Raw genomic sequence first — 25,924 nt, forward strand, 5'->3', positions numbered from 1 at the left:
CCTTGTCGCGCGCCGCCTGGCCGGGCGGCGCGCGGCGTTGATGGAGCAGAGCGAGATGCCTGAGCTCTCGGGCCGACTCCAGCCAGCGGGCCGGCTCCTGGATTTCGTCAGACTGACACAAATTAGCCGGAACCGGCTCGCCGGCCTTGGTGGTCTGACACGCTGGAGCCCCAGCGAGAGGGGCCCGCAGCGATGCAGTGGAAGATTCATGGGGAACGTCCGATCTATGAGAACCCTTGGGTGAACCTGTGGCTGGCTGACGTCGAACAGCCCGACGGCCACCGTTGGGAACACCACGTGGTCAAGCTCCGGCACCTGGCCGTGGCCGCCATCGTGAACAGTGAGAAGCAGGTCCTCATGATGTGGCGGCACCGCTTCATCACCGACACCTGGGCCTGGGAACTCCCGATGGGGCTGATCGAACCGGGCGAGACCCCGGCGGAGGCGGCGGCCCGTGAGGCGTTGGAGGAGACAGGCTGGAAGGTCGGTGAGGTCAAGCCGCTGATCTACGCCCAGCCGGCGAACGGGATCACCGACTCCGAACACTTCGTCTTCCGGGCCGATGCGATCGAGTACGTGGGACCGCCGACCGAGCGCAACGAGTCCGACCGGATCGAGTGGATCTCCCTGTCCGAGCTGCGCGGCATGATCGACCGTCGCGAGATCGTCAGCAGTGGCACGCTCGTGGGCGTGCTCTACCTGCTGCTGGACGAGGCCGGCCTTTGATCAGCCGGCCGCACTGGTGATCCGGTCGGCCAACGTCGCTACCGAGGCATTGGTTCGATAGGGCTTCGGTGGCGGTCGCGCAGGCCAACTCGAGCTGCCGCCGCTGGAGCTGAGTTCTCCGCCGGAGCCCCTTCCGACCGGTGGGACGACCTGTCTCAGGCGGCGAGGTGTGCCGGCCGACCGCCGGTCATCGCGGAGCGTAGAGCGGTTCGGACTCGGGCGGCGCCTGCGGTTGCCACGTTCACCCCCTGGCCGGTCGTGGGAGTGCCGAGTGTCAGGCCGGCGCACGGGCGGCAGATGCCCGGTCGGGGCACGGGGTCGTGGCACTTGGCACACTCCGCGTACCGGGCCGGTGGCCGGGCGGCGGGCCGGGCGGGCGGCATCTTGTGCTCCAGGCGGTAGCGGAGCACGGCGGCCGCCGAGTGCATCGGGGTGGGCAGGCCCGGCAGCAGGGCATGGGCGAGGTCGGCCGGGGTGCTGCCGCGAGCGAGCCATTGGGTGACCAGCGGAGCGAGTTCGCGCGCTTCGGCCTCGCCCTTTCTCTTTGAGCGCGGCACGTATCACGTCATTTGACGCAGCGTGAGGCCGTTCTGGCGCCCGGCGCCGGGTCCCGCGCACGGACCCGGCTGGCGGTCCGCGGCTACCTGGCGGCGAGGAGCTCACCGCGTTCGACGGCCTCGCGGAGAACCGCGGCGATCTCCTGGGGCAGGAGGTTGATCGCTTCGATGGCTTCGGCGGTCAGGGGGACCTCTTCGAGGAGGTACTCACCTCGACCCTCCTGGTCGAACTCCGGGCCGGTGCGGTCCTCGAAGCTCCACTTCTCGATGGTGGCGAGGTAGAAGTCCTCGTGGTCGGTGTCGGTTTCGACGGTGTGGAGGTGCCTGACGATCTGAGCCTCGCCGGCGATCTCCTCGCGGACCTCGCGCAGCAGGGCCTCCTCGGGGCTGGCGTCGGTGGGCTCGATCTTGCCGCCGACGATCACCCAGTACGGGTCGATGCCCGGGCGGACGCGCTTGATCAGCAGCAGGGTGTTGTTCGGGGTGAGGAGGACGGCGCGGACGCGGTGCTTCATGGTGGCCTGCTTCCTGTTCGGTGGGACGGGCCGGTCAGCGGAGGAGCCGACTGCCGCTTGTCTTGCCGGTTGAGTGCGGCAACGGAGGGCGACGTGACCGCACATCAGGCTAAGTGGCAGCTGACATCAGGACTTGATGAGCCCCGTGTCGATGACGTGTTCGTGCTTTCGAGCTGCGCGGTCTGCTCAACGCCGGTCACGATCCGACCCGTAGTCCTCGACCAGGGGGTCGAGGACCGATCATCCGGTGATCGCGGAGAGCCGCTTTCGCAGAGCCCCCTCGAGGTCGAGGTTGTCGCCTCGTGTGATGGTCTGCAGCAGTTCGGTGATCACGACCAGTTCGGCGAACTGCCCGGCTGGCGTGTCGAGGATGTGGGCGAGTCGGCGGCGGACCCGGGCGGCGGTGTCCGGCACGAGGAGGCTGTACGAGTACAACAGCGCCGCGTCGTACCCGGCGGGTGCGACGCCCCAGCCTTCCCAGTCGAGCACGGTGAGGGCCGGGCTGGTGAGGTTGGCCCAGTGCAGGTCACCGTGGGCGGTCGTCCAGGCGGGCGCCTTGGTGTCGATCGAGCGGCCCAGGTACTGGGGCATGGCGCGGTCCAGGTATTCCTGCCGGACCGCCACCCGGTCGCTGGGAACGGTGGCAATGGCGTCGAGGGCGGTGCTGAGCCCGTCCCACCAGGCGTCGTCCAGGTCGGGTGCTTCCCGGAGGGTCGGCTCGTCGGTGGTGATGGTGGCGGCGGTGACCTTGTCGTACAGCTCCGCCAGGTAGCCGTGCCCGTCCTCGGTCCAGGTGCGCCGCTCCCGCAGGTGCGGCCTCGGTACCGTGGGAGGCATGAGCCGTTCCGCCTCCTGCGGTCCCTCCCAGAGCTTTCCGCCGGCCTTGTCTGCCGGGGCCGATACCAGGCGAAGCCAGCCCTCGCCGGACGCCGTGGCGACCGCGCGACCGAGGGTGCGTCCGCGCCAGCCCCACGCTTCACGCGAGCCGATCGGCGTCGCGTCGAACGCCGCTGCGGCAGTGGCGTGCATCCCGCGCATCCGCCTGGTGGTGTCCGGCTCAGGTTCCGAGTACATCAACGACCCTTCGGAGTACGTCCGGAGACAATGACGGTCGGCCGACGGCTTCCGTGGCCTCCGTCCAGTGTTCCGGGTTGCCCGTCGACAGGAGTACGCGCTTCACCCCTGGGGCTGAAGCAACGACGGAGAGGGCGGTCTCGGCAGGGGTCTGGCCGGGAGCGATCAGCTCGGACAGTTCCGGGGTCACCAGACCGGGGATCTCGCCGCCGTGGAGCGGGGCGGAGGCGAACACCTCGAGTCCCGCTGCCAGGGCATCGGCCAACGGGCCGCGTCCGTTGAGAGCCTGGGCGACGGGCGCGAGGTGGACGAGGGAAACCGGGAGCTGGATGGCCCGCAGGTGATGATTCGGCCCGCCGGCCATGGTCGCGAGTTCGATCAGCGTGGGTACGTCGAAGAGGTCGCTGCTGAAGCCACTCCAGGTCGCCATTCCGTAGGCGCTGATGATCTGTTGACTGCACGCCTCCTCCAGAGCCACGAAGGCGTTGTAGAGCCACCCGGTGATCTCGCCGTCCGGGCAGGCGTGCTCGGGGTTGTGCACGAACACCAGGTCGGGTACCCGGCCGAGCATGAGCCGGCTGCGCGCGAGCTGCCAGGCGATGTAGTCCGGGGCGAGGCAGTGCCCGCGTTCGGCGTCCGCTGCGGACAGGGCACCGGCTCGCACACCGATGTGCCTGGTGCCGGCCGGTACGAAGCCCACCTTCGTGGAGACGCACAGATCCGGGTAGGCAGCCAGAATCACGGTGAGAGACGTCTCCGCGTGGCCGCCTGCGTAGTTGGGCGCTGTGTCCACCCAGTCGGCACCTCGGCAGGCGGCCATCAGCGCGGCCTCGGCCACATCGAGGCAGCGGTAGGTGCCGAGACCCAGCCGGGCGGTCATCGTGGGCCTCCGATCGCGGCGGCCTGGCCGTCGACCAACTCCGTCACGACACCGGCCGCCTGGCCGAGAGTGATGCCTGCTGCCTGTGCGAGATCGGCGAGCCGGTGAGGTTCTCCGTCGGCGAGGAGCGCGAGCATCGGTTCGGCCTTGGCAGCAAACGTCCACTCCTCGCCTCCGGCGGTAAACCGGACGGTGCCGTCGGGCGTGGCCGCGAGCGCGGGCCGCGTGGTGACCAGGCGAACCTGAAGGTCGGCATCCGGTGGGGCCGCAGTGATGTGGGGCAACGACGGTGCGAGCCGGGCGCGCTCGGTGGCGTCGCGGGCGGAGGAGAAGCGGGCGATCAGGTCGTCGCTCTCCAATTCGGTCGCGATGAGCTTGCCGATCGTGTCGAGGAAGGCGCGCTGCGTCTCGTTGGCCCCGAAGCGTGGGATGTCCGCCCGGACGGCTTCGTGGGCGCGGAGCATCTCCGACAGCCAGGTGATCAGGTCGGCGCCCGTCGTGCTCTGCAGCCCGCACGTGACGTGCAGCGAGTGCTCGCCCTCGGAGGCGGCGACGGCGTGCCACCAGCCCCGAGGCAGGTAGAGCACGTCGCCGGCGGTGAGGACCAGATCGGCGACCGGTTCCTCGGGCGGCGGCTCGGGGGTCTCGACGTCGCGGTGCATCGGCACCGTGCGGGTGGGACCGTGGATGCGCCAGCGCTTCGCACCGTCGAGCTGGACGACGACCACGTCGTGGTCGTCCCAGTGGACGCCGAAGCCCTCGGTGCCGGTCCAGGAGGCGTAAAGGTTGACCTGCACGCCGGTTCGCAGCCAGCGCTCCAGCTGGCCGGCCAGAGTGCCGATACCGGGGTGGAGTTCGTCGATGGCGTCCAGGACGAGCGTGGCACCCTCGGCGAGACGTTTGTGCAACTCGGAGGGCTGGAGCTGGTGCCAGACGGTGCTCCGCCGGGTGATGATCGGCCGGGAGTAGGTGTGCGCGGGCACCTGCTCGCCGTTGGCGGCGAGGCGGAAGCGAGGGGGTTCGAACCGGTGGTGGGTCAGGATGGCGTTGAGGTCATCCCAGCTCATCAGCCCGGCGAGCGACGCGGCTTCACCGCGTGCGACTTTGAAGCTGCGGCCGAGCGTCCGGGTGAGGAAGTCATCCCCGCCCAGACGCTCGACCACCGAGAAGTGCTCGGCGGTCATCGTGCTGCAGCCGTCAGTCGTTGGTGTCGGTTCGGCCGGTGGAGCCGCCGTCCGACGGCTGCTCGCCACGCGAGCGGGCCGCGGCGACCTTCGTACGGGCGACCAGCAGGCCGTCGCCCTCCACCTCGGTGCCGGTGGTCAGGTTCTCGGGCATGAAGAACTCCTTCGGTTTCATGGGACGGGCCGACTGCCCAGCCCCGCCGTGGGTGCAGCGATGGATCCGTAGCCAGGGCAAGCCGTTGGCAAGGAACCTCAGGTGCGTTTGCCGCGTGGTTGTTGACCAGCGCGGCCACCTGCATCCCCCGAGCCCGCGTCGGGGCGGGAGGAAGTCTTTTCAGGCACTGGTCGGGACGACGTCCTGTGCCTTCGAGTCCGCGGCCCTCACCAGCGCGGTGAGTCGCTCTTCGCCCGAGACGGCAGCGGCGATGCCGACCTCGAACCAGATCCGCTTGCCGGCGGGGTCCGGCTCGGTGCCCCAGTCCGTCGCGAGCGCTGCCACCAGGAACAGCCCTCGCCCGTCGGTGGCGTCGACATCGATCCCGCCGGCAGCCGGCAGTTCGTGGCCGACGTCCGTCACCTCGACGCGCAGCCGGTCACTGTCCCAGGACACCCAGACGACGCACGGGGCATGGGTGTGGCACACGGCGTTGGTGATCAGCTCGCTGGACAGCAACTCGACATCGCGGAGCGCGTCCTCCGCGAGCGGCAGGCCCCAATCGCGCACGGCCTGTATCACCCGCCGCCGGGCGTTCGGCACGGCCTCGGCACTGGGCAGCACGCGAAAGCCGAACGGGGCGGGGGTAATGGCTCGGCGGGTGGCGACGGACATGAGCGCGGACCTTTCACCGGGACGAGGTCGGCAGCGGGCCGATTCGCGCCGGGATTCACCCGGCGGTATCTACAGAACCGCCTCCAACGCGGGTGAACCAGAGCAGAATTGAGGTGGCAATGAGGCATCCGTGCTGCAAACCCGGGCATGACCTGGCCTGTTACGGCTGCAGACGAACTGACGTTCCTCTGGAGGACGCGGAATGGCATCCAGGAGGTCCCGGCTGATCCAGCGCAGGGAGGCGGTTGGCCACACCCAGGAATCCCTGGCTGAAGCCCTCGATGTGGACCGCACGACCGTGGGGCGATGGGAGAGCGGCAGGGGTGCCCCACGCCCCTGGATGCGGCCGAAGCTCGCCCGTGCTCTGGAACTCTCGGTCGGCCAGTTGGCCGACCTGCTGACAGCACCCCCTGCAGCCGCCGAAGCAGTTCCACCGCCCAGCAGTGTCGGCGAGGCCGCGCCTCCCGTGCCTGATCGGCGTACGGAACGCGACGACGATCTCGTAGTGGCCGTGGCAGCCGACTCGGCGGAGTCCGCGCTCTTCCTTCGCTTCGCGAGCGCGTCCAACGTGGACGAAACGCTGCTCGAACAGATTGACGCGGACATCGAGAGGCTGGCGTCGGACTATGTCAGCAAGCCGCTGTCCGAACTCTTCCACGACATCGGAACCCTCCGGCGAGGAGTGTTCCTCTTACTCCGAGGACGCCAGCAGCCTTACCAGACAAGTCATCTCTATCTGCAGGCCGGACGCCTCTGCGGTCTGGCCACCCACGTCGCCCTCGACCTCGGCCAGTACACGGCTGCGGCCACGCAATCGCGGACGGCCTGGCGTTGCGCGGAGTCGGCCGGCCACAACGGTCTCCGGGCCTGGATCCGATCCGTCCAGTCCCTGATCGCCTACTGGCAGCAGGACCACTGCCAGGCCGCCGAACTGGCCAGGGCCGGACTTCCGTACGCAGACAGTGGGACGATTGCAGCCCGTCTGCTCAGCCTCGAAGCACGGGCCGCCGCCGCGCTCGGCGACAGTGCGAGCGCACTACGAGCTGTGGAAGCTGCCGAGGCGGCGCGGAGCACAGCAACGGACGTGGATCTTCCCGGTGTATTCACGTTCCCTATGGCCAAGCAGTGGACCTACGCCGGCACCGCCCTCCTTTCCCTGGGCGGCCAGCGCTACGTGAACCGCGCCATCGAGGCGTCCTCCAGGGCCATCGCCCTGTACGAGTCCGCACCGCAGCAGGAGCAGTCCTCCGGCGATCTACTGGCCGCCCGCCTTGACCTCGCCAACGCCCATCTCGCCCGCGGCGACCTCGACGGCGTGCGGGAGAAGCTCTCGGTGGTGTTGGACGCCGCACCGGACCGGCGAACAGCGAGCATCTCCAGCCGTCTCCGGGCGTTGAGCACTCGTCTCGCTGAGCCAGCCTATGCAGGCTCCCCGATCGTCTTGAGTCTCCGTGAGAATGTCAGAGAAGCCTGCTCTTGAGCCGCACTCACGAACTCCCCGGAGCTGCCACAGTGACGAGCAACACCGCACAGCAGGATGCCGCAGTCGCCGACAAGTCCATTCTCGCGAACAGCGCCTATGCCGACGGACGCCACCTGGCCGCCCGCCAGTCGATCTACCGGTGGCAGCAGCCGCAGTACGATCTGCCCGGGATCGTCGTCGAAGAACTGGCCGACACAAGCGGGATCGTCCTCGACGTCGGCTGCGGCAACGGCAAGTTCATCAGCCGCCTGCACAAGGACCGTCCGGACCTTCAGGTCGTCGGGATGGACATTTCGGCGGGCATCCTCGCCGACGTCGAGAAGCCGGTCCTGGTGGCCGACGCTCAGGCCCTGCCCTTCGCCGACAACAGCGTCGACGCCGTACTGGCCCTGCACATGCTGTACCACGTCAGCGACATCGAGGCCACGATCAAGGAATTGGCCCGCGTCCTCCGCCCTGGCGGCGTGATCATCGCCTCGACCAACAGCGACACCGACAAGCGGGAGTTGGACCAGCTCTGGTCCCGGGCGGCAGGCGACGTACTCGGGATTCCCGAGGGGCCGGCGCGGGTCTCCCTCAGCTCTCGTTTCTCCCTGGAGCAGGCCCCCGGTTATCTCGGATCGGTATTCAGGAGCATCCGCGTGCGGGAACTGCCCGGCACCATCGAGATCACCGACCCCGCACCGATCGTTGCTCACCTTGCCTCTTACGAGGCGTGGGCCGACCAATGCGGTGTCCCGTTCCACGAGACCGTCAGCCGAGCAGCCGAGATCGCTGCCGCCACCGTACGGGCCGAAGGCGCTTTCACGATCAGGTGCCTGGGTGGAGTCCTGGTGTGCCGCTTGTGACGTGCGGACCTTCCGACCTGGGGAGATGAGCAGCGGAGGGCCCCTGCTATGGTGCGCCGATGTCAACGATCAAGCAGATCCAGGTGACCTTCGACTGCGCGGAGCCGGTGCGCCTCGCCAACTTCTGGTGCGAGGTGCTGGGGTACGTCCTGCCTCCGGTCCCGGAGGGCCATGCCACGTGGGAGGAGTGTTTCGCCTCGCTGCCGCCCGAGGATACGGTCTACTTCGCGTGCACCGATCCCGCGGGTGTGGCCCCGCGCCTGCTCTTCCAGCGGGTTCCCGAGGGCAAGGTCGTCAAGAACCGGGTGCATCTCGATGTGCGGGCCGGTGTCGGGCTCGTGGGTGACGAGCGGCTGGCCACGCTTGAGGCCGAGTGTGCACGGCTGATGGCGCTCGGCGGGAAGCACGTGCTGACGCAGCGCGCCGATGGCGTCAACGAGTCCTGCATCACGATGCAGGACATCGAGGGCAACGAGTTCTGCCTCGCCTGATTCCACCGCCGGGACTGAGAGGTGGGGAGCCGTCTCCCGGAAACCGGGGTGGCACTCGGCCGGGCCCGGGGCGGGCACCCGCTGGAAGGCGGGTGGGGTGGATGGTGGGGAACGGTGGCCGATCAATCCGTGACGGGCAGGCACTCGGCGAGCAGCGCGACGATGTCGCGCCAGGCTCGCTGTGCGTGCCGTGGGTGGTAGCCGACGCCGGGGACCGTGGTGTGGTCGACCGGTGGGTGGTGGAAGGCGTGCAAGGCTCCTCCGTAGACCACGAGGCGCCAGTCGACGCCCGCGGCCTGCATCTCCGCGGTGAACGCCTCCCGTTGCGCGGGCGGCATGATCGGGTCTTCCGACCCGACTCCGGCCCAGACCGGGCAGCGAATGCGGGCCGCCTCGCCCGGTCGGCCGGTGGTCAGTGCGTTGACGGTGCCGATCGCGCGCAGGTCGGCTCCGTCGCGACCGAGTTCCAGCGCGACCGCGCCCCCGGTGCCGTAGCCGATGGCGGCGGTCCGGTCGGGGTCGGCCCGTGGTTCGGCACGCAGCACGTCGAGTGCGGCGTGACCGATTCCTCGCATGCGGTCGGGATCGGCGAGCAGCGGCAGGCAACGGCCCAGCATTTCCTCCGGGTCTGCCAAGTAGCGCCCGCCGTGGAGGTCGAAGGCCAGCGCCACGTACCCCAGCTCGGCCAGCGCCTCGGCCCGGCGGCGCTCGACATCGCTGAGCCCCATCCCCTCGGGTCCGATCAGGACCGCGGGCCGGCGCTCGGCGCCGGCCGGGAGCGCGAGGTGTCCGATCATCGTCAGGTTGTCGGCCGGGTATTCGACCGTACGGGTTGTCACCGTCGTCATGCGACTGGACGGTAATGAACGTTGCGCCCGCCCGGGGTGCTGTTCACCTATGGCAGACAGCGGTCCGTCCCGACTGCATCGCCCTGTCCGATCAATGCCGTGTGCCGCCTGGCCGGGCGGCACACGGCGAGGCCCGGGGTGGGGGGTGGATGGTGGGGAACGGCGGTGGAACTGCTTGACGGAGCGGAGGATGCGCGGGTGTGAAGACGCCGCCGCCCGGTACGGGGTCCGTACCGGGCGGCGGCGTTCTGGTGTTCCGGTCAGGCGGGCTGCTTGGGCTTGCGGGCGACGGCTATCGCGAGGGCGGTGCAGAGGGTGGCCGCGATGATGGCGAAGCCGCTGGTGGCCGGGAGCAGGCCGTAGGCCTGGACGAGGGCGCCGACCGCGATGATCGGGGCGGAGCTGCCGAGGTAGACGATGATCCACAGGGAGCTCAGCTCGGAGCCGCGGCGTTCCGGGTTCATCGCCGCGACCGCGGTGGTGAACAGTGAGCGGAAGGCCACGCCCTGGCAGATGCCGCCGAGGACGCTGCCGATGAAGAGCAGCGCCGGGGTCTCCGTGTACTGGGCGGTGACCACCAGGCCGAGGCCGGCGGCCAGGCCGGTCATGCCGAGGGCGATGACCAGGCGGTCGGCGGTCGGCGGGACGATCAGCTGGGCGGCGGCCGAGGAGCCGAGCAGCAGCGCCGCGACGACCGCGCCGGTCAGGTGCGAGGAGGTGTGCAGCAGCTTGGCGGAGAACGCCGGGGCGAGCGCCAGGTAGACGCCGAACACCGCGTACGAGATGAAGCCCGCCGAGGCGGCGAGCAGGAACTCGCGGCGGCCGGTGCGGGGCAGGGCGAGCCGGCGCGGGCGCAGGTGGGCCGGGGTGGTGATCCGGGGCGGGGTGGCCGGCGGCCGGTTGCGGCCGGGCATCCGCGGGTGCACCAGGGCCAGCGGCACGCACAGCGCCAGCAGCGCGATCGCGTGCAGCAGGAAGGGCGTGAGCAGCGGGTCGGCGCCGCCGGAGAGCAGCGCGCCGACGATCGGGCCGAGGGCGACGCCGCCCGCGGAACAGGCCAGGGTGAGCTTGGCGGCGAGCGTCGGGTGGTCGGGCAGCAGGTCGCCGAGGGCGGCCCCGGCGGCGCCGGTGGACAGGCCGACGGCGATGCCCTGGACGGCCCGGCCGGCCGCCAGCTGCCAGAAGCTGCCGGAGGTGGCGAACACGACGTCGCCGGCCGCGGCCAGCGCGACGGCGGGCAGGATCAGGGCGCGTCGGCCGAGGTGGTCGGACCAGTGGCCGACCACGGCCAGCACCGGGACCAGCGCGAACACGTAGATCGTGAAGAGGATCGTGGTGTCGAGCGGGCCGAGCCCGAGCTGCTGCTGGAGCAGGGGGTAGATCGGCGTGGCCAGGTTGGCGCCGATCAGCATGAGGAGGAGGGCGGCGGCGACGAGGCCGACGCGCACTCCGCGCAGCGCGTTCCAGCGGCTGACGGCGGAGAGCCGGAGCTGGGCGCGGGGCGCGAGCTCCAGGGGAAGCAGGGCCTCCGACAGTCGGCGCCCGTCGAGCTGCGCGCCGCGCAGGACGGTGCCGGCAGGGGAGAGGTCCGTCACGGCAGGGATCTCCTGTGGCCGGGCGCCACCGGGGTCGGCGGGGTGTGCCGGCGCGCCCGTCCGGGGGCGCTGTGGTGGTGGCCTCGGTGCGGGCTCCCTGGTGGAGCGGGTGAGGTGAGAGGGGGCTTCGTTGCCCGTCGGCGCGCGCGGGGTGTGCGCGGTACCGACTTCGAAGGATAAGGGGTGGGCGCACGGCTGCGGCGCGCGCCCCTCGCGGCCGGGCATCGGGGGTGCCCGGCCTATACGCTGAGGTGGTGGACCGGTACGCGGAGCTGATGTTCGCGGCCCGGCCCGGTTGACCGCTCGGCGTAGGGAGAACGCACACCGATGGCCGCACGACGTCGTAAGAGCGCCGGTAGCTCGGCAGCGGGCACGCCGGGTGAGGGCGCCGTGCTGCCCGCCGACCTGGAGCTGCAGGACCTGTACGGGGCGTTCGCCGCGCACGGGCTGGACGAGGACGACCTGGACGACGCCGCCGTGCTGGTGCCGCCGGTGCGGCTGCCGTCCGAGGAGGAGCTGACCGCCCAGGCGAAGGCCGTGCCGATGATCGGCTGGGCGCTGCGGCTGGCCCGCTGGACGGCCCCGCACCGCGTGGTGGACGAGTTCGGCGACCTCACCGGCCCGGACCGGGCGCCCGCCGCCCGGCTGCTCGGCCTCGCCCCCGAGGAGGGGGACGCGCCGGAGGAGGCGGTGGTCGAGGCGATGCGGGCCTGGTCGCTGGCCTGCGACCTGGACCTGGTCGAGATCGGCACCACGGCGGCCGGGGAGCACGTCGCGATTCCCGGTCCGGACCTGGAGGCCGCCGAGGAGGGGGACCCGGAGACCGTCCTGGAGCTGTGGCTGACGGCCGCCGGGATCGTCCGCGAGCTGGCCGCCGAGGCGGACTCGCAGGAGCTGGAGGGCGCCGCCCCCGGTGGCGCGGAGGACGAGTCCGACGACGACGAGGCGGACGAGGCGCGGCTCAGCGAGGTCGAGGAGGCCCGCGACGCGGCCGCCGAGCTGCTCGACGAGGCCCTGCAGGTGCTGTACGAGGCCACCGCGTTCGCCGAGCCGGGTCAGGAGACGGTGCCGCTCGGGGTGCTGGCGGCGCTGCTGGTGGTGCCGGAGGGCGAGGAGCCGAGCGAGGAGCTGCTCGGTGACATCACCGATGTGATGGTCTCGCTGGACCCGATGCTGGCCGACCTGGCCGAGCTGGGCCTGCTCGACTACCGGCCGATCGACCCGGAGCTGTTCGACGAGGAGGAGGACGGGGAGGGCGACGGGCCCGCCCCGGAGGAGCCGGCGGAGCTGGACGAGGCGGAGTCCGCCCGGTTCGGGCTGGTCCGGCTCACCCCGCTGGGCCAGTACGGCATCCGGCAGTGGCTGCTGGAGGACGGCTACGACGCGCCGCTGGTCGGCGACCTGGCCCGGGGCGACGCGGCGGAGCTGCTCCGCGGCGTCAGCGAGGCCGCCAACGTGCTGCCCGAGGAGGAGCTGCGGGTCTGGGTCGCCGGCCGGGAGCCGCTGGCGGCGGCGCGCGAGCTGCTGGCGGCCGCGCGCGGCATCGACGCGTACGCGCCGATGCGCCGGATGCTCTGCCACTCGGCGCTGGCGCTGCTCGGCGCGCCCGCCGAGCCCGCCGTCCGCGAGGTGCTGGACGACCCGGAGCTGGGCGGCGGCGCGCGGGCCTGGCTGGCCGCGCTCGGGGCGGCGGACGTGCCCGCGCCGGACCGGACGATGGCGCTCTGGACGGTGGTCGACACCTTCGCCGCCCAGCTGCTGGACACCGGCGGCGACCCGGAGCAGCTGCGCGAGCTGATCGCGGACCTGCCGGTGACGGAGGAGCCCGCGGCCTACTTCACCGAGCTGTGGCGGGTCGACCACCCGTACACGGCGGACGTCCTGGAGGCGGTCGGCGAGCTGCACCCGGACCGGGCGGTGGCGAAGGAGGCCCGCAAGGCGGCGTTCAAGGCGCGGTCGAAGGGCTGAGGGGCGAAGGGCTGAGGGGCGAAGGGGCGGGGGCTGAGGGCTCGGGGGCTTACGGCAGGTCCAGTGAGCCGTCCTCGGCGAACGGGATGAAGGGGTTGTGGGCCAGCTCCCAGAGGTGGCCGTCCGGGTCCTCGAAGTAGCCCGAGTAGCCGCCCCAGCTCGTCGTCGTCGGCGGCTTCACCACGACGGCGCCGGCCGCCACCGCGGTGGCCAGCGCGGCGTCCACCAGCGCGGGGGACTCCAGGTTCACCGCGAGGGTGACGCCGCGGAACGCGGGCTCGCCGGCCTCCGGGATGCCCGCGTCGGCGGCCAGCTCGTCGTGCGGGAAGAGGCCGAGCACCGAGTCGGCGGTGCGGAACCAGACGATCTCCGGGCTGGAGAGGGTGGAGCGGCGCCAGCCGAGCGCCTCGTAGAAGCGGGCGCTGGTGTCGAGGTCGGTCACGCCGAGGGTGACGATGCTGATCCGGGCGGGGAACTCCGTGGTGGTGGTCATGTCGGCCAGCGTAGGGAGGGGGACCGACAGCGGCGCCCCGGACGCGCCCGTCCGGGGCGCCGGCCCGGCGGTTCGGGCGGATCCGCCCGGTGCGCAATGGTCCTGATGACCCGGCAGGTCGGGCCACGTATCGTTGCCCGGAGTCGACGGCACGGCGAGGACAGACGGCACGACAGGGGGTGCGGCGCGGGATGACGCGGGCGAGCGGTGGCGGGTGGGACGGCCGGTACGGGGACGGCGCGGGGACGGTGGACCGGTGCGAGCGCCCGGAGGACCCCTCGGAGGATTGGTCGGCCGGCGGTCTGGAGGAGTTCCTGGCCGTCCAGGAGGACCTCGCCCGCCGCACCCTCGTCGCGGCCGACTTCCCGGTGTTCGGCGTCGCGCCCGCGCCCCCGTCGGGATCGGGTGGGCCTGCGCCGGTCGGGGCGGCGCCGGTCGGGGGCGCGCCGGCCGGGGGTACGCCGGTCGGGGGTGCGCTGGTCGGCTACGGGACGGGCGGCGGCAGCGCCCTGGACGGCGCGCCCGGCTGGGTCGAGGTCGGCTCCGGCGACTGGGCCGCGCCGGCCGGCCCCTACGTCACCGTGCGCACGCACCGGCCCGGCGCCGACCGGTACGAGCCGCTGCCCGAGCTGGAGGACGTGGTCGAGGACGAGCGCGACCGGGTGTACGAGCAGCTCGGCGTGGACGAGGGCGACGCGCCCGGCCGGGTCCGGGCACTGCGCGAGTGGATAACCGTCGACGGCGAGCCCTACCCGATCGAGGTGCACGAGGACCGGCGCGGGCTCTGGTCCGGCGCGGCACTGCCCGGCTGCTGCCCGATCGGCGGGGCCGAGCCGGTGTGGGCGGGCCGGTTCCGGATCGGCGGGCTGACCGTCACCGTCTGCGGGCGCGGGGTGTCGCCGGGCGGCGTCGAGCTGGCCCGGATCGGCGACCACGAGCGCTACCTGCGCGGCCGTACCGCGCTGCTGCGCGAGCTGGCCACCCGGCGCGGCCGGCACCTGCCGGTGGAGCGGCGCGAACTGGCGCCGGCGGTGGGCCTGGAGGCGCACCGGGCGGTGATCACGCACGGCATCGGCGAGGCCGCCGCGGTCGAGGCGCGGGTACGGGCCGGCCGCCCGCCCCGGCCGCCGCGCGGGGCGCGCGCGGAGGCGGGCGCGGTGCGCTGGGAGGCGGCGGTGCGGCAGCAGATGCGGCTCGCCACGGAGACCCGGGAGGAGGCGCGCGAGGCGGTGACGGCGCTGGTCGAGCAGCTGAGCCGGCTCTCCCAGCTGACCCACTGGGTGGTGGGGACGCCGGAGGGGGAGGCCGCGGTCGAGGAGTCGATCCGGTACGCGGTGTTCGCCAGCGAGGTGGCGAGCGTGCCGGCGCAGCGGGCCTGGCAGCAGGTCCGGCGCGGCCGGACGGCGGGCCGTGCGGATGCGGGCGGCGCGGCGGTGGCGGGAGCGGACGGGGGCGGGCCCGGCGCGGGTGTCGCGGGCCCGGGTGTGACGGGCCGTCCGGTCGGGCAGGGGGAGGGCGAGGAGCACCGGATCTGCGAGCAGCTGTGGCTGGCGGCCTGGGAGCAGTGGCGGGCGGCCCGGGCAGGCCGCTGAACGGGGGGTGACCTGCGTCGGACGGGCGTGTGACCTGTGGTGTCGCCTGTGGTAAGGAGGCAAAAGATGGGTCATGGGTTCGAATACGGTCGGCAAATGACCACCCTGACGTGGCGTCCGCTTCACCGTGCGTTCACGGAACGGGCGGAGTCTGCTGGGCGTCGACGACCAGCCTCGACACCTCGCACGCCACGCACCGGGCACGGTCCCGGTCGGCGGCCCACCCCTCAGGAGTGACTGCCATGTCGCTGTCCCGCCGGGACTTCGTCAACCGTTCCACCCTCGTCGGGGCCGGTGTTCTGATCGCCGGCAGCGCCGAGGCCCTGGCCAGCGCGCCGGGCGCGATCGCCGCCCCGGCCGGTGGCGAGGCGCCGGTGGCCGCGGCCGCCGAGGCCGAGCGGGTGGCCGTCGGCTACGGCCCGCTGGTCGCCGACCCGGCCGGCCTGCTGGCGCTGCCCAAGGGCTTCAAGTACACCGTCCTGAACCGGGCCGGCCAGACCAAGCTGAAGACCGGCGAGTTCACCCCGAGCAACCACGACGGCACCTCGGCGTTCGAGGACGAGCGCGGCGGCAACCTGCTGGTCACCAACCACGAGCTGCGCGGCCCGCGCGCCAACTGGCCCAACCCGGTCCCGCTGACCGAGGGTCACGTCTACGACCCGGGCGCGGCCGGCGGCTGCACCATCGTGCACGCCAAGGCCAACGGCACCGTCGAGCAGTGGGTCGGCATCGCGGGCACCTCCACCAACTGCGCCGGTGGCGTCTCCCCGTGGGGCACCTGGCTCTCCGGTGAGGAGACCGAGGACAAGGCCGGCCAGAACGGCATGACCAAGGACCACGGCTACATCTTCGAGGTCGACCCGTTCGACGACGAGTACAACGAGAACCCGCAGCCGATCAAGGCCTTCGGCCGGTACGCGCACGAGGCCGTCGTCGTCGACAAGAAGCGCGGCCACGTCTACCTGACCGAGGACGCGGGCGGCCCGAACGGCCTGCTCTACCGCTGGACCCCGCCGGCCGGCTTCAAGCACGGCCGCTACCAGCTGCGCAAGCTGGCCGCCGACGCCGGTGTGCTGGAGGCCTTCAAGGTCTTCGACGCCCAGGGCAAGTTCGTCGACGACCTCTCCCGCGCCACCACGGTCGGCACCGTCTACGGCGTCGACTGGGTCAAGGTCCAGGACCGCGACGCCCGCACCGTCTCCGTCCGCAAGCAGTTCAAGGAGGGCGAGGTCACCCGCGCCCGCAAGCTGGAGGGCATGTGGTGGGGTGACGGCGGCTTCTACTTCGTCTCCAGCTTCGCCCGCTCGGAGAGCCCGCTGCAGCACGACGGCCAGGTCTGGTTCTACAACCCGGTCCGCCGCACCATCACCCTGAAGGTCCTGCTCGGCGTCAACACCGACGTGCTGGGCGACCACGACAACTACGACGGCCCGGACAACATCACCGTGTCGCCGTACGGCGGCGTCGTGATCGCCGAGGACGGCGAGGGCGTGCAGCACCTGTTCGGCGCCACCGAGGACGGTCTGACCTACGCGATCGCCCGCAACGAGCTGAACATCGGCACCGCCGCCAAGCCCGAGTTCAGCGAGTTCACCGGGGTGACCTTCTCGGACGACGGCAAGACCCTCTTCGCCAACATCCAGGAGCCGGGCATCCAGCTGGCCATCACCGGCCCGTGGCACCGTCTGAACGAGCACAAGCGCGGCCAGGGCTACGGCGAGTGAGCTGACTGACCGCGGCTGACTGACCGCAGGTGAGTGAGGGGCCCGCTCGATGGAGCGGGCCCCTCTTTCACATGTCCCTCTTGCACATGTCCGTCTTGCACATGCCCGTTCTCACATGTCCGCCGGCAGCCGCAGCTGGAGCATGGCGAGCAGGCGCTGCTGCGGCTGCGCCAGGTCGATGCCGGTCAGCTGCTCGGCCCGGCGGACCCGGTAGCGCAGGGTGTTGGGGTGGATGTGCAGGGCGTCCGCCGCCACCCGGACCTCGCCCAGCGCGTCCAGCCAGGCCAGCACCGACTCGGCGAGCCGGGTGCCGTGCCGGCGGTCGTACGCGGTGAGCGCGGTCAGTCGCGGGTCGCGCAGTCCGCCGCGCTCCTGGAGCAGCGCCAGCACCTCGCTGACCAGCACCTCGGCCTGGACGTCGATCAGCGCCGCGACCTCCAGCTCCACCCCGCCGCGGCCCATCGCGTCCAGGATCCGGTCCGCCTGCGCCCGCGACTCGGGCACCTGGGCCAGGCCGTCCACCGTCGAGCCGATCGCCGCGCGCAGCGGGACGCCCAGGTGGTCCCGGGCCGCCTCGATCACCTCCTGGGCCCAGCCGCGCACGGTGGTCATCGGCAGGTTGGCGGGCAGCTCCGGCAGCAGCACGTACACCCGGGACTCGATCGGGGCGAGCAGCGCGGCGCGGTGCCGGGCGGCGGTGTGCACCGAGATGAGGCCGGTCACCTCGGCCTGGGTCAGCTCCTCGGTGGTCCCGGCGCTGTACGCGAGCACGGTGGCCGGCCGGCGCAGGTCCAGCCCGAGGTGGGTGGCGAGCGACTGCGGACCGGTGGAACCCTCCAGCAGCCCGGTCAGCAGGGTCCGGGTGAGCCGGACGTCCGCCGACAACTCCCGCCTGCGCCGGACCAGTTGGGCGGCCGCCACGCGGGCCGCGCCGACCAGCGCCTGCTCCGCCAGCGGCGCGAGCGGCTGGGCCCCCTCCTGGACCCAGATGGTGCCGAGCGGCTGCGCCCCGGCCCGGATGCCGATCGCCAGCCGGCGGCGCAGGCCGAGCTCCGGGTGCGGGTCGATGGTGATGGCGGTGTCCGAGCCGCGCAGGTGCTGGAACACGCCCCACTCGCGGAGCTTGGAGAGGTACGGCTCGGGGCCCTGCCAGCCGAGGATGGAGAGCCGGCGCAGGTCGTCGACCTCGTCCGAGTCGGAGGAGCGGGAGTAGGCGAGCACCCGGCTGGAGGTGTCCTCGATGGAGACGATGCCGTTGGTGAGGACGGCGACGGTCTGGGCGAGCGAGAAGAGGTCGCCGGCGTTGTGCTCGGGGGTGCCGGGGGTGTCCGGGGCGTCCGGTCCGGCGATGATCGCGCGGGCGAGCGAGTCGAGGTGCTCCCAGCGGGTCTCCCGGCGGACCGAGAGCAGCGCCACGCCGGCCTCGGTGGCCGCCTCGCGCAGCGCGTCGGCCTGGCCGGGGGCGTCCAGCTTGACGGCGACGGCGGCCGCGCCGGCCCGGCCGGCGGCGCGCAGGGCGGGGAGGGCGGCCCGGCCGCGGGCGCCGATGGCGAGCACGAGTTCGCCGGCGGCGGCGGTGGGCGGGTCCTCGGGGTCCAGGATGGCGACGTCGCGGACCGGGACGTCGAGGCCGTGCGGGGCGGCCTGGAGCTCGACCAGCGGCTCGCCGAGCGACATCAGCAGCTGCCGGAGCGGGAGCCCGGAGGCGGGCGGGAACCCGGGGACGGGTGGGAGGCCGGGGGTGGTCATCTGGGCCTCCTGGGGCGTTCTGCCGGGTTCGTCCCGGGCTGTTCATCCACTTGGACAACGCCGTCCGGATGATTTTAGCCGTCCGGCCAATCAAGCGGGCCCCGGTGCAGGAATAGCGTTCGTCCTGTGGCCGTCGTGCGACCCGCGACGACATCCCCCCGCAAGAAACGAAGGAGAGCGTGCGCTCATGGATGCTGTGACCCAGGTCCCCGCGCCGGTGAACGAGCCGGTCCACAGCTACGCCCCGGGCAGCCCGGAACGGGCCCGTCTGGAGGCCAAGCTGAAGGAGCTGGGCGGCCAGGAGCCGGTCCAGCTGACCATGACGATCAACGGTGAGCGCCGGATGGGCGGCGGCACCGAGTTCCACGTCGTCCAGCCGCACAACCACGCGGCGAGGCTCGGCACCCTGCGCAACGCCACCCAGGCGGACGCGCAGGAGGCCATCGACACTGCCCTGGCCGCGGCTCCGGCCTGGCAGGCGCTCTCCTTCGACTCCCGCGCCGCGATCTTCCTGCGCGCCGCCGACCTGCTGGCCGGCCCCTGGCGCGAGACCCTGGCCGCCGCCACCATGCTCGGCCAGTCGAAGACCGCCCAGCAGGCCGAGATCGACACCCCCTGCGAGCTGGTCGACTTCCTGCGCTTCAACGTGCACTTCGCCCGCCAGATCATGGCCGAGCAGCCGGTCTCCTCGGACGGCGTGTGGAACCGCAGCGACCACCGCCCGCTGGAGGGCTTCGTCTACGCGATCACCCCGTTCAACTTCACCGCCATCGCCGGCAACCTGCCGACCGCGCCGGCGCTGATGGGCAACGTGGTGCTGTGGAAGCCGTCGCCGACCCAGCAGTTCTCCGCGCACCTGCTGATGCAGCTGCTGGAGGCCGCCGGCCTGCCCAAGGGCGTCATCAACATGGTGACCGGTGACGGCCTGGACGTCTCCGCCGTCGCGCTGAAGCACCCGGAGCTGGCCGGCATCCACTTCACCGGCTCCACCGCCACCTTCCAGCACCTGTGGCGCGAGGTCGGCAACAACATCGCCGGCTACCGCACCTACCCGCGGATCGTCGGCGAGACCGGCGGCAAGGACTTCCTGGTCGCCCACCCGTCCGCCGACAAGGCCGTGCTGAAGACCGCCATGACCCGCGGCGCCTTCGAGTTCCAGGGCCAGAAGTGTTCCGCGCTGTCCCGCGCCTACGTCCCGGCCTCGATCTGGGCCGAGCTGAAGGACGAGTTCCGCGACGAGGTCGACGGCCTCACCATGGGCGACGTCACCGACCTGTCGAACTTCATGTCGGCCGTCATCGACGACCGCGCCTTCGCCAAGAACAAGGCCGCGATCGACCGCGCCCAGGCCGACCCGCGGGTCGAGGTCCTGGCCGGCGGCAGCTACGACGACAGCGTCGGCTACTTCGTCCGCCCGACCGTCCTGGTCTGCGAGGACCCGGCGAGCGAGTACTTCCGCGACGAGTACTTCGGCCCGATCCTGGCCGTGTACGTCTACGAGGACGAGAAGTACGAGGAGATGCTGACCCAGATGGAGTCGGTGTCGGCCTACGGCCTGACCGGCGCGATCATCTCCCAGGACCGCGAGGCCGTGCAGCACGCGATGCGCAAGCTGCGCAACGCCGCCGGCAACTTCTACATCAACGACAAGCCGACCGGCGCCGTCGTCGGCCAGCAGCCCTTCGGCGGCGGCCGGGCCTCGGGCACCAACGACAAGGCCGGCGCCAAGCAGAACCTGGCCCGTTGGACCTCGACCCGCTCGGTCAAGGAGACCTTCGTCCCGCCGACGGACTACCGCTACCCGCACATGGGCTGAGTGCCCCGGACTTTTGGTCCCTGACGCCCCGGTCCCGCAGCCGGGCGTCCTCACGGGCGGCGGACCCCACCCTTCCGGTCCGCCGCCCGTCTTTCTGCCACCCTTAGAAGCACCAGCTCCAGGAGTCACGATGCTCCGTTCCGCCCTCCTCGCGGCCTCCCGCTCCCCGCAGGTCCGCACCGTGGTCGAGAAGTTCCCGCCGACCCACGCCATAGTCGAGCGCTTCGTCGCCGGCGAGGCCCTCGACGACGCCGTCACCGCCTGCGACGACCTGGTCGCCACCGGCCGCAAGGTCACCCTCGACCACCTCGGCGAGGACACCCAGGACGCCGCCCAGGCCGCCGGCACCGCCGAGGCCTACGAGCACCTGCTCAAGGCGCTCAAGGAGACCGGCCTGGCCGCCGGCGCCGAGGTCTCGGTCAAGCTCTCGGCCGTCGGCCAGTTCCTCCCGGTGGACGGCGAGAAGATCGCGCTGGAGAACGCCCGCCGCATCTGCGCCGCCGCCGCCGACGCCGGCACCACGGTGACCCTCGACATGGAGGACCACACCACCACCGACTCCACCCTCGCCATCGCGCGCGAGCTGCGGGCCGACTACCCCTGGCTGGGCGTCGTCCTCCAGGCCTACCTGCGCCGCACCGAGGCCGACTGCCGCGAGTTCTCCGGCGCCGGCTCCCGCGTGCGCCTGTGCAAGGGCGCCTACAAGGAGCCCGAGTCGGTCGCCTTCCAGGGCAAGCACGAGGTCGACCTCGCGTACGTCCGCGCGCTCAAGGTCCTGATGGCCGGCGAGGGCTACCCGATGATCGCCTCGCACGACCCCAACATGATCAAGATCGCCGGCCAGCTGGCCCAGTGGAACGGCCGCAAGCGCGACTCCTTCGAGTACCAGATGCTCTTCGGCATCCGCCCCGAGGAGCAGCTCCGCCTCGCCGAGGAGGGCAACACCATGCGCGTGTACCTCCCGTACGGCCAGGAGTGGTACGGCTACTTCATGCGCCGCCTTGCCGAGCGCCCGGCCAACCTCACCTTCTTCCTCCGCGCCATGGCCACCCGCGGCTGACCCGCGCGCCCAGGCCCGACGGCCCGCGCCCCCCGTGTGGGAGGGGACGCGGGCCGGTGGCGTTTTGCGCGAGGCGGAGCGGAATCGTGGCGCGGGGGCGGGTCAGTGGCTGGCCCGCGCGATGCCACTCCGCTCCCGTCGCCGGGCTTCCGCACGCGTGTGCGAGTTGGTGGCCCGAATCTCCCACGCTGCGGAAAGCCCCCGTATCGGCCTCTTGCAGGCTCGGGGACATCGAGGGCAGACGGCCAGCGGCGGAGCTGAACAGCTCCACCGCTGGCCGTATCAATTGTGCCGTGACCTGCGAAAGCCGAAGCTAGGCTGCGGACATGATTCGTGCGGTGGTGTTCGACGTCGGGGAGTGCCTGGTCGACGAGACGCGGGAGTACGGCACTTGGGCGGACTGGCTGCAGGTGCCGAGACACACCTTCGTCGCCCAGTTCGGCGCGGTGATCGCGCAGGGGCGCGATTACCGGGAGACGTTCCAGGTGTTCCGGCCCGGCTTCGACCTGTATGAGGAGCGGGAGAAGCGCGCCGCGGCAGGGCGGCCGGAGACCTTCGGCGAGGAGGACCTGTACCCCGACGTCCGGCCCGCCTTCGCTCAGCTGCGAGCGGACGGCCTGTGGCTGGCGATCGCGGGCAACCAGACCGTCCGGGCGGGTGTGATCCTGCGCGCGCTGTTCGCCACCGATGTCGACCTGATCGGCACCAGCGACGACTGGGGCGCCAGCAAGCCTGACCCGCTGTTCTTCGAGCGCGTCGCTGAGGTTGCGCCGGCCGAGCCGGGCGAGATCCTGTACGTCGGTGACCGGCTCGACAACGATGTGCTCCCCGCCGCACGGGCGGGGATGCGGACGGCGTTGATCCGGCGCGGGCCGTGGGGCTGGATCCAACAGCAAGACGCCGCCGCCGGCGAGGCCACCTTCCGGATCGACTCGCTGGCGGAACTGCCTGACCTGATCGGCAAGTTCAACGCTGCAGGGAGCTGAGGGTCGCGGACCACGAGTAGAGGCGGTCGTCCACTCGCTGGACGGCCGCCGTGTCCTGCCACGGGGTGAGCGCCCGACGGGCGTCGCGCACGCGCTCCATGCCGGTGGCGTACCACGTGACGGCAAGCTGATCGAGCGCCTGCTCAAGAAGCGCGCACGCCGTCTCGGGATGTCGGGCCGAGGCCTCGACGGCAGCCAGGTCCGCGAGGAGGACCGTACGCTGCTTCCCGTCGGTCTTGGGGAGCTCGGCAAGCGCTCCCTCCAGGGTGGTGCGGGCCTGCGGGATCAGGCCGGCGAGCAACTCCGTGTTGCCCCGGAAGGCGTGCAGGCGGACGGGCGAGAACCAGGTGAACCAATCGGGGCTGAGCGCATCGCCTCCGGCTGCGAGGATGTCCTCCGCGCGGCGCAGAAGGGCGAGCGCTCCACGATGGTCGCCGCAGCGACTGAGACATTCGGCTTCCACCGCGTCGAGCCAGGCGAGGACGTCGGCGCTGGTGGGCGCCCGGCGTGCGTAGGTGCGGGCCGCCAGCATTCGCTCACGGGCCTCCGCCAGACGGCCGACCCATCCGGGGATGAAGGCACTGTGGGCGAGGACGGCCGCGCCGAGGAGGCTGTCGTCCGCCTCGCCGGCGGCTTGGAGCGCGCGTACGAGCGTGGAGTCGGCGGCCTCCGGCTGCCGTAGGTCGAAGAACTCGATCCGCCCCAGCAGCAGCAGCGACTCGGCCAGTGCGGACGCGAGGACGCGACGGGCGACTCCGGCCGTCTCGCCGAGGAGTGCGGTGCCGAGACCGGCGTGTTCCGCGACGGCGCGGTGGAGCACGGCCGGTGCGACGGAGAGGTAGAGGCGGCGGTGGGCCTCGGTGACTATCGCGTAGTCGGCGCCGATGGTGCCGGGCTGAGATCCAGCGAGGCCGACCGGTCGCGGCAGCGAACCCCGGAGTGCGGTCGGCGCCGACGGTGTGACAGGGGTGGTGCTCGGGCGCGTCGATCCCTGGTGAGTGCCCCTGTCCCACGGCGGTCGGAACCCGAGGTCCTCAACGCTCTGGTGAAGAACGTGGGTGAGGAGTCGCTGGTAGTCCTCCTGCGGCCAGGGTGGGGAGTCGGACTCCCACCGCCTGACCTGGCGGACGCTCACCACGATGGGAAGGCCGAGCTGGCGGGCGGCTTTGCTGAGGGCGTCGGCGAAGGCCTGTTGGCTGGCGTGGCCGGCGGCCTGCCTTGCGGCTTTCAGCGCGGTGTTGGGCACGGTGTCCTCCGCAGGTACCGATGGTGACTCAACTCTAGAGCTATAGCGTCCTCTTGGGGGGCTCTCTGATCATCTGACTGACTCTAGGTCCTAAAAGAGTCCTGAAGGAGTCCTCCGTAGGGCCTTCAGGGAGTCCGCATCGCGGACGACGATTGTCTCTGTCGCCGACCGGCGTCAAAGGCCTACCGCGAGCAGGGGGAAAGCTGTGCGCCCAGCGCCGGTGCCGTTCAGCCGGGCCCAGAAGGACGGCCGCGCGTGCATCGCCTGTGAGGGCAGGGACGGCGAGCTCGTCCCGGACGGCCACGTCTGCCTCCCGGACCTGCCGGGGCTCGGCTGGTCGGTCGTCGCGCACCCTGCCTGTTCAACCGCTCCAGAGGAGGAACAGTGACCGTCGTTGTCGCGAGACCGGACGCGCCGACCGGTGGCGTCGTTCACCTCGACACCCGCCGGGGTGGCCGCTACATCAGTGCGGAGTGCTTGTTCGGCGCCCACTGGGGATGCCCTGGTGGACTGCGGGTCGAGGCGCGATCGGCCGCGCTGGGCTGTTGCTGCTCCGCCCGCGGCTGCTCGTGCAACAGGCGTTCCACAGAGGTCGGTTCATGAGCCCGGCGGCCGTGGGCGAGCACATCGAGCTCGGACGCTGTCCGGACTGTGGGGCCTGGCTGCGCGGCAGGTTCCTGGCGGACCTGACGCCGCACATCGCCCTGGTGGAGCACCCGGGTTGCCTGATGGTGCCGGAGCGGCATGGCGAGCGCGATCCGGTGCGACTCGCGGCGGCGTTCGCCGTCTCGGTCGCCGCTCTGGTGATCGTGTGCGTCCTGCTGCTCACGGTCTGGCGTTGAGACCTCATCCATCCGAGCTCGCGAAGGAGTCCGCACCATGCAGACCCTGGCCCACTATCAGCGCCGCATCGCCCACCGCCCGACGGTGGTCGTCGTCCAGCCGGACGGCTTCTGCAACCTCAAGTGCACATACTGCTACCTGCCTGACCGGCACCGGCGTGCGCCGATGTCCGTCGAGGTGGCCGAGGCGGTGGCGCGGTCGGTCGTCGAGTTCGCCGACGCCGCCTCCGCCGCGGTGCCGGTCGAGATCGTCTGGCATGCCGGTGAGCCGCTGGCCATCGGCCGCCGCCGCTTCGCCGAGCTGTTGGCGCCGTTCGAGTCGCTTCGGCGTGTTGGGCTGGTTCTGCACTCGGTGCAGACCAACGCCGTCCTGATCACTCCGGCGTGGTGCGACTTCCTGAGCGCGTACGGCTTCCGGGTCGGCGTGAGTATCGACGGCCCGGCCGTGCTCAACCGCCAGCGTGTCGACTGGGCCGGGCGCCCCGCCTTCGACCGGATCATGAAGGGCATCGGCCGCCTGCGCGACCACGGTGTGCCGTTCTCCGCGATCGCGGTCGTCGGCGTGGGGAGCATCGGCGACCCGGAGGGCCTGCTGGACTTCATGGCTGACCTAGGCTGCCACACGGTCGGCCTCAACATGGAGGAGCGGGAGGGCGTCAACACCGACCGCCCGGTGCCCTCCGCCGAACAGGCCCGCGAGTTCTGGCGCCGCACCATCGCCTGGTCGCGCCGACACCGAGTCCTGACCGTCCGCGAGGTCGACCGGTTGGGCAGCTACCTACGGGCTGTCCGCTCCGACGGCCCGGCTGCCTGGGACGAGCTGCTGATCGACCCGATTCCGACCGTTTCCTCGGCCGGAGACGTCGTACTGCTGTCGCCCGAGCTCGCCGGGATCAAGGACCCGGCGTACGAGGACTTCCGGGCCGGGAACGTCCTGGAGCTGAGCATCGGCTCCATGCTGGAGCGCGCGCACGAACTGCGGTACGTGCGTGAGTTCCTGGCCGGCCTGGACGAGTGCGAGGCCGGCTGTGAGTTCTACGGCTTCTGCCGGGGAGCGCAGGCCGGCAATCGCTACTTCGAGAACGGTCGCCTGGACACCACCGAGACCGACTACTGCCGGGTGTCCAGGCAGGCCCTTGTCACCGCACTGTCCGATACCGTCCGAGAGGAACAAACCGGATGACCCTTCTCGAACTGCTGGCCGCCGCCGACGTCCCGGTGGTCGCCGACCTGACCGCCGGGACCGTTGCCGACACTGCGGCCGCCAAGTTCGACAACCGACCCACCTGGGACAACGCCGGATCGTCGTTCGACAACCGGCCGACCTGGGACAACTGGTCGAAGAAGAGCAAGAAGTAGTGATGCCCGGGCCCGCACCGGCGCGGTGCGGGCCCGGGCCTTCGGAATCGAGAGAGCGG

The 25,924-nt window shown here is 71.7% G+C and carries 24 protein-coding genes; 13 read left to right on the forward strand and 11 right to left on the reverse strand.

Annotated elements, in window-relative coordinates; genetic code table 11:
• The first annotated feature begins 192 nt into the window (after positions 1-192).
• Positions 193-726 carry an NUDIX domain-containing protein gene (locus AB0N76_RS03520; RefSeq protein WP_363552684.1) on the forward strand — a complete coding sequence of 178 codons (534 nt, stop codon included), beginning with the start codon at positions 193-195 and terminating at the stop codon, positions 724-726.
• Between the two features lie 640 nt (positions 727-1,366).
• Here AB0N76_RS03520 and AB0N76_RS03525 read toward each other — a convergent pair.
• The 6 genes from AB0N76_RS03525 to AB0N76_RS03550 form a co-directional block, all read right to left on the reverse strand.
• Positions 1,367-1,798 (reverse strand): NUDIX domain-containing protein, encoded by a 432-nt coding sequence (locus AB0N76_RS03525; protein WP_363552686.1) that lies wholly within the window; start codon positions 1,796-1,798, stop codon positions 1,367-1,369.
• A 240-nt stretch (positions 1,799-2,038) separates the two neighbouring features.
• Entirely contained in the window at positions 2,039-2,635 is a 597-nt protein-coding gene (locus AB0N76_RS03530; RefSeq protein ID WP_363552688.1) for a hypothetical protein, read from the reverse strand.
• Between the two features lie 220 nt (positions 2,636-2,855).
• A complete protein-coding gene (locus AB0N76_RS03535; protein WP_363552690.1) occupies positions 2,856-3,752 on the reverse strand; it encodes an aldo/keto reductase in 897 nt (298 codons plus the stop codon).
• Complete coding sequence (locus tag AB0N76_RS03540) at positions 3,749-4,936, reverse strand: cupin domain-containing protein (protein WP_363552692.1); 1,188 nt, start codon at positions 4,934-4,936, stop codon at positions 3,749-3,751. Before AB0N76_RS03540 ends, AB0N76_RS03535 begins: the two co-directional genes overlap by 4 nt.
• A 13-nt stretch (positions 4,937-4,949) precedes the next feature.
• Positions 4,950-5,090: a hypothetical protein gene (locus AB0N76_RS03545; protein WP_363552694.1), complete on the reverse strand. Its 141-nt coding sequence runs from the start codon at positions 5,088-5,090 to the stop codon at positions 4,950-4,952.
• Between the two features lie 180 nt (positions 5,091-5,270).
• The gene (locus tag AB0N76_RS03550; RefSeq protein ID WP_363552696.1) at positions 5,271-5,765 is read right to left on the reverse strand and encodes an ATP-binding protein; all 495 of its coding nucleotides are present in this window, start codon (positions 5,763-5,765) and stop codon (positions 5,271-5,273) included.
• 202 nt (positions 5,766-5,967) lie between these two features.
• On the opposite strand from AB0N76_RS03550, the gene AB0N76_RS03555 reads away from it, so the two are divergent.
• From AB0N76_RS03555 to AB0N76_RS03565, 3 genes are read left to right on the forward strand one after another with little or no spacing between them, the layout of a single operon-like run.
• Positions 5,968-7,245, forward strand: a complete 1,278-nt coding sequence (locus AB0N76_RS03555) for a helix-turn-helix transcriptional regulator (RefSeq protein ID WP_363552698.1) — start codon at positions 5,968-5,970, stop codon at positions 7,243-7,245.
• A 32-nt stretch (positions 7,246-7,277) separates the two neighbouring features.
• Positions 7,278-8,096: a class I SAM-dependent methyltransferase gene (locus AB0N76_RS03560; RefSeq protein WP_363552700.1), complete on the forward strand. Its 819-nt coding sequence runs from the start codon at positions 7,278-7,280 to the stop codon at positions 8,094-8,096.
• A 59-nt stretch (positions 8,097-8,155) separates the two neighbouring features.
• Positions 8,156-8,587 carry a VOC family protein gene (locus AB0N76_RS03565; RefSeq protein WP_363552702.1) on the forward strand — a complete coding sequence of 144 codons (432 nt, stop codon included), beginning with the start codon at positions 8,156-8,158 and terminating at the stop codon, positions 8,585-8,587.
• 122 nt (positions 8,588-8,709) lie between these two features.
• On the opposite strand, the gene AB0N76_RS03570 is transcribed toward AB0N76_RS03565, so the two are convergent.
• Together AB0N76_RS03570 and AB0N76_RS03575 are read right to left on the reverse strand one after the other, a co-directional pair.
• Positions 8,710-9,435, reverse strand: a complete 726-nt coding sequence (locus AB0N76_RS03570; RefSeq protein WP_363552704.1) for a dienelactone hydrolase family protein — start codon at positions 9,433-9,435, stop codon at positions 8,710-8,712.
• Between the two features lie 260 nt (positions 9,436-9,695).
• A complete protein-coding gene (locus tag AB0N76_RS03575; protein ID WP_363552706.1) occupies positions 9,696-11,030 on the reverse strand; it encodes an MFS transporter in 1,335 nt (444 codons plus the stop codon).
• Positions 11,031-11,357: 327 nt separating this feature from the next.
• Here AB0N76_RS03575 and AB0N76_RS03580 point away from each other — a divergent pair, with 327 nt between their 5' ends.
• Positions 11,358-12,998, forward strand: a complete 1,641-nt coding sequence (locus AB0N76_RS03580) for a hypothetical protein (RefSeq protein ID WP_363552708.1) — start codon at positions 11,358-11,360, stop codon at positions 12,996-12,998.
• Between the two features lie 49 nt (positions 12,999-13,047).
• Here AB0N76_RS03580 and AB0N76_RS03585 read toward each other — a convergent pair whose 3' ends face one another.
• Positions 13,048-13,491, reverse strand: a complete 444-nt coding sequence (locus AB0N76_RS03585) for a VOC family protein (protein ID WP_363552710.1) — start codon at positions 13,489-13,491, stop codon at positions 13,048-13,050.
• A gap of 191 nt (positions 13,492-13,682) precedes the next feature.
• On the opposite strand from AB0N76_RS03585, the gene AB0N76_RS03590 reads away from it, so the two are divergent.
• Both AB0N76_RS03590 and AB0N76_RS03595 read left to right on the forward strand, forming a co-directional pair.
• The gene (locus AB0N76_RS03590; RefSeq protein ID WP_363552712.1) at positions 13,683-15,083 is read left to right on the forward strand and encodes a hypothetical protein; all 1,401 of its coding nucleotides are present in this window, start codon (positions 13,683-13,685) and stop codon (positions 15,081-15,083) included.
• A gap of 242 nt (positions 15,084-15,325) precedes the next feature.
• A complete protein-coding gene (locus AB0N76_RS03595; RefSeq protein ID WP_363552714.1) occupies positions 15,326-16,807 on the forward strand; it encodes an alkaline phosphatase PhoX in 1,482 nt (493 codons plus the stop codon).
• Between the two features lie 111 nt (positions 16,808-16,918).
• Here the strand turns inward: AB0N76_RS03595 and AB0N76_RS03600 are convergent, their stop codons facing one another.
• Positions 16,919-18,556 (reverse strand): helix-turn-helix domain-containing protein, encoded by a 1,638-nt coding sequence (locus AB0N76_RS03600; protein ID WP_363552716.1) that lies wholly within the window; start codon positions 18,554-18,556, stop codon positions 16,919-16,921.
• 187 nt (positions 18,557-18,743) lie between these two features.
• Between AB0N76_RS03600 and pruA the strand changes: the two genes are divergently transcribed.
• The 3 genes from pruA (at position 18,744) to AB0N76_RS03615 (ending at position 22,418) form a co-directional block, all read left to right on the forward strand.
• Positions 18,744-20,372: an L-glutamate gamma-semialdehyde dehydrogenase gene (gene pruA, locus AB0N76_RS03605; RefSeq protein WP_363552718.1), complete on the forward strand. Its 1,629-nt coding sequence runs from the start codon at positions 18,744-18,746 to the stop codon at positions 20,370-20,372.
• A gap of 130 nt (positions 20,373-20,502) precedes the next feature.
• Positions 20,503-21,432: a proline dehydrogenase family protein gene (locus AB0N76_RS03610; RefSeq protein ID WP_363552720.1), complete on the forward strand. Its 930-nt coding sequence runs from the start codon at positions 20,503-20,505 to the stop codon at positions 21,430-21,432.
• Between the two features lie 326 nt (positions 21,433-21,758).
• Positions 21,759-22,418, forward strand: a complete 660-nt coding sequence (locus AB0N76_RS03615; RefSeq protein ID WP_363552722.1) for an HAD family hydrolase — start codon at positions 21,759-21,761, stop codon at positions 22,416-22,418.
• Here AB0N76_RS03615 and AB0N76_RS03620 read toward each other — a convergent pair.
• Positions 22,399-23,664 (reverse strand): transcriptional regulator, encoded by a 1,266-nt coding sequence (locus AB0N76_RS03620; RefSeq protein ID WP_363552724.1) that lies wholly within the window; start codon positions 23,662-23,664, stop codon positions 22,399-22,401. The two genes, AB0N76_RS03615 and AB0N76_RS03620, sit on opposite strands and share 20 nt — an antisense overlap.
• Before the next feature lie 614 nt (positions 23,665-24,278).
• Here AB0N76_RS03620 and AB0N76_RS03625 point away from each other — a divergent pair.
• The 3 genes from AB0N76_RS03625 to amcA are packed head-to-tail and all read left to right on the forward strand — an operon-like array spanning position 24,279 to position 25,865.
• Complete coding sequence (locus AB0N76_RS03625) at positions 24,279-24,506, forward strand: hypothetical protein (RefSeq protein WP_363552726.1); 228 nt, start codon at positions 24,279-24,281, stop codon at positions 24,504-24,506.
• A gap of 37 nt (positions 24,507-24,543) precedes the next feature.
• Positions 24,544-25,689: a cyclophane-forming radical SAM peptide maturase AmcB gene (gene amcB / locus AB0N76_RS03630; RefSeq protein WP_363552728.1), complete on the forward strand. Its 1,146-nt coding sequence runs from the start codon at positions 24,544-24,546 to the stop codon at positions 25,687-25,689.
• Positions 25,686-25,865: a multiple cyclophane-containing RiPP AmcA gene (amcA, locus tag AB0N76_RS03635; RefSeq protein WP_363552730.1), complete on the forward strand. Its 180-nt coding sequence runs from the start codon at positions 25,686-25,688 to the stop codon at positions 25,863-25,865. The genes amcB and amcA overlap by 4 nt, the downstream gene beginning before the upstream one ends.
• Positions 25,866-25,924 lie beyond the last annotated feature (59 nt).

It is taken from the genome of Kitasatospora sp. NPDC093806 (assembly GCF_040683335.1).
In the GTDB taxonomy this organism is placed as follows: Bacteria; Actinomycetota; Actinomycetes; order Streptomycetales; family Streptomycetaceae; genus Kitasatospora.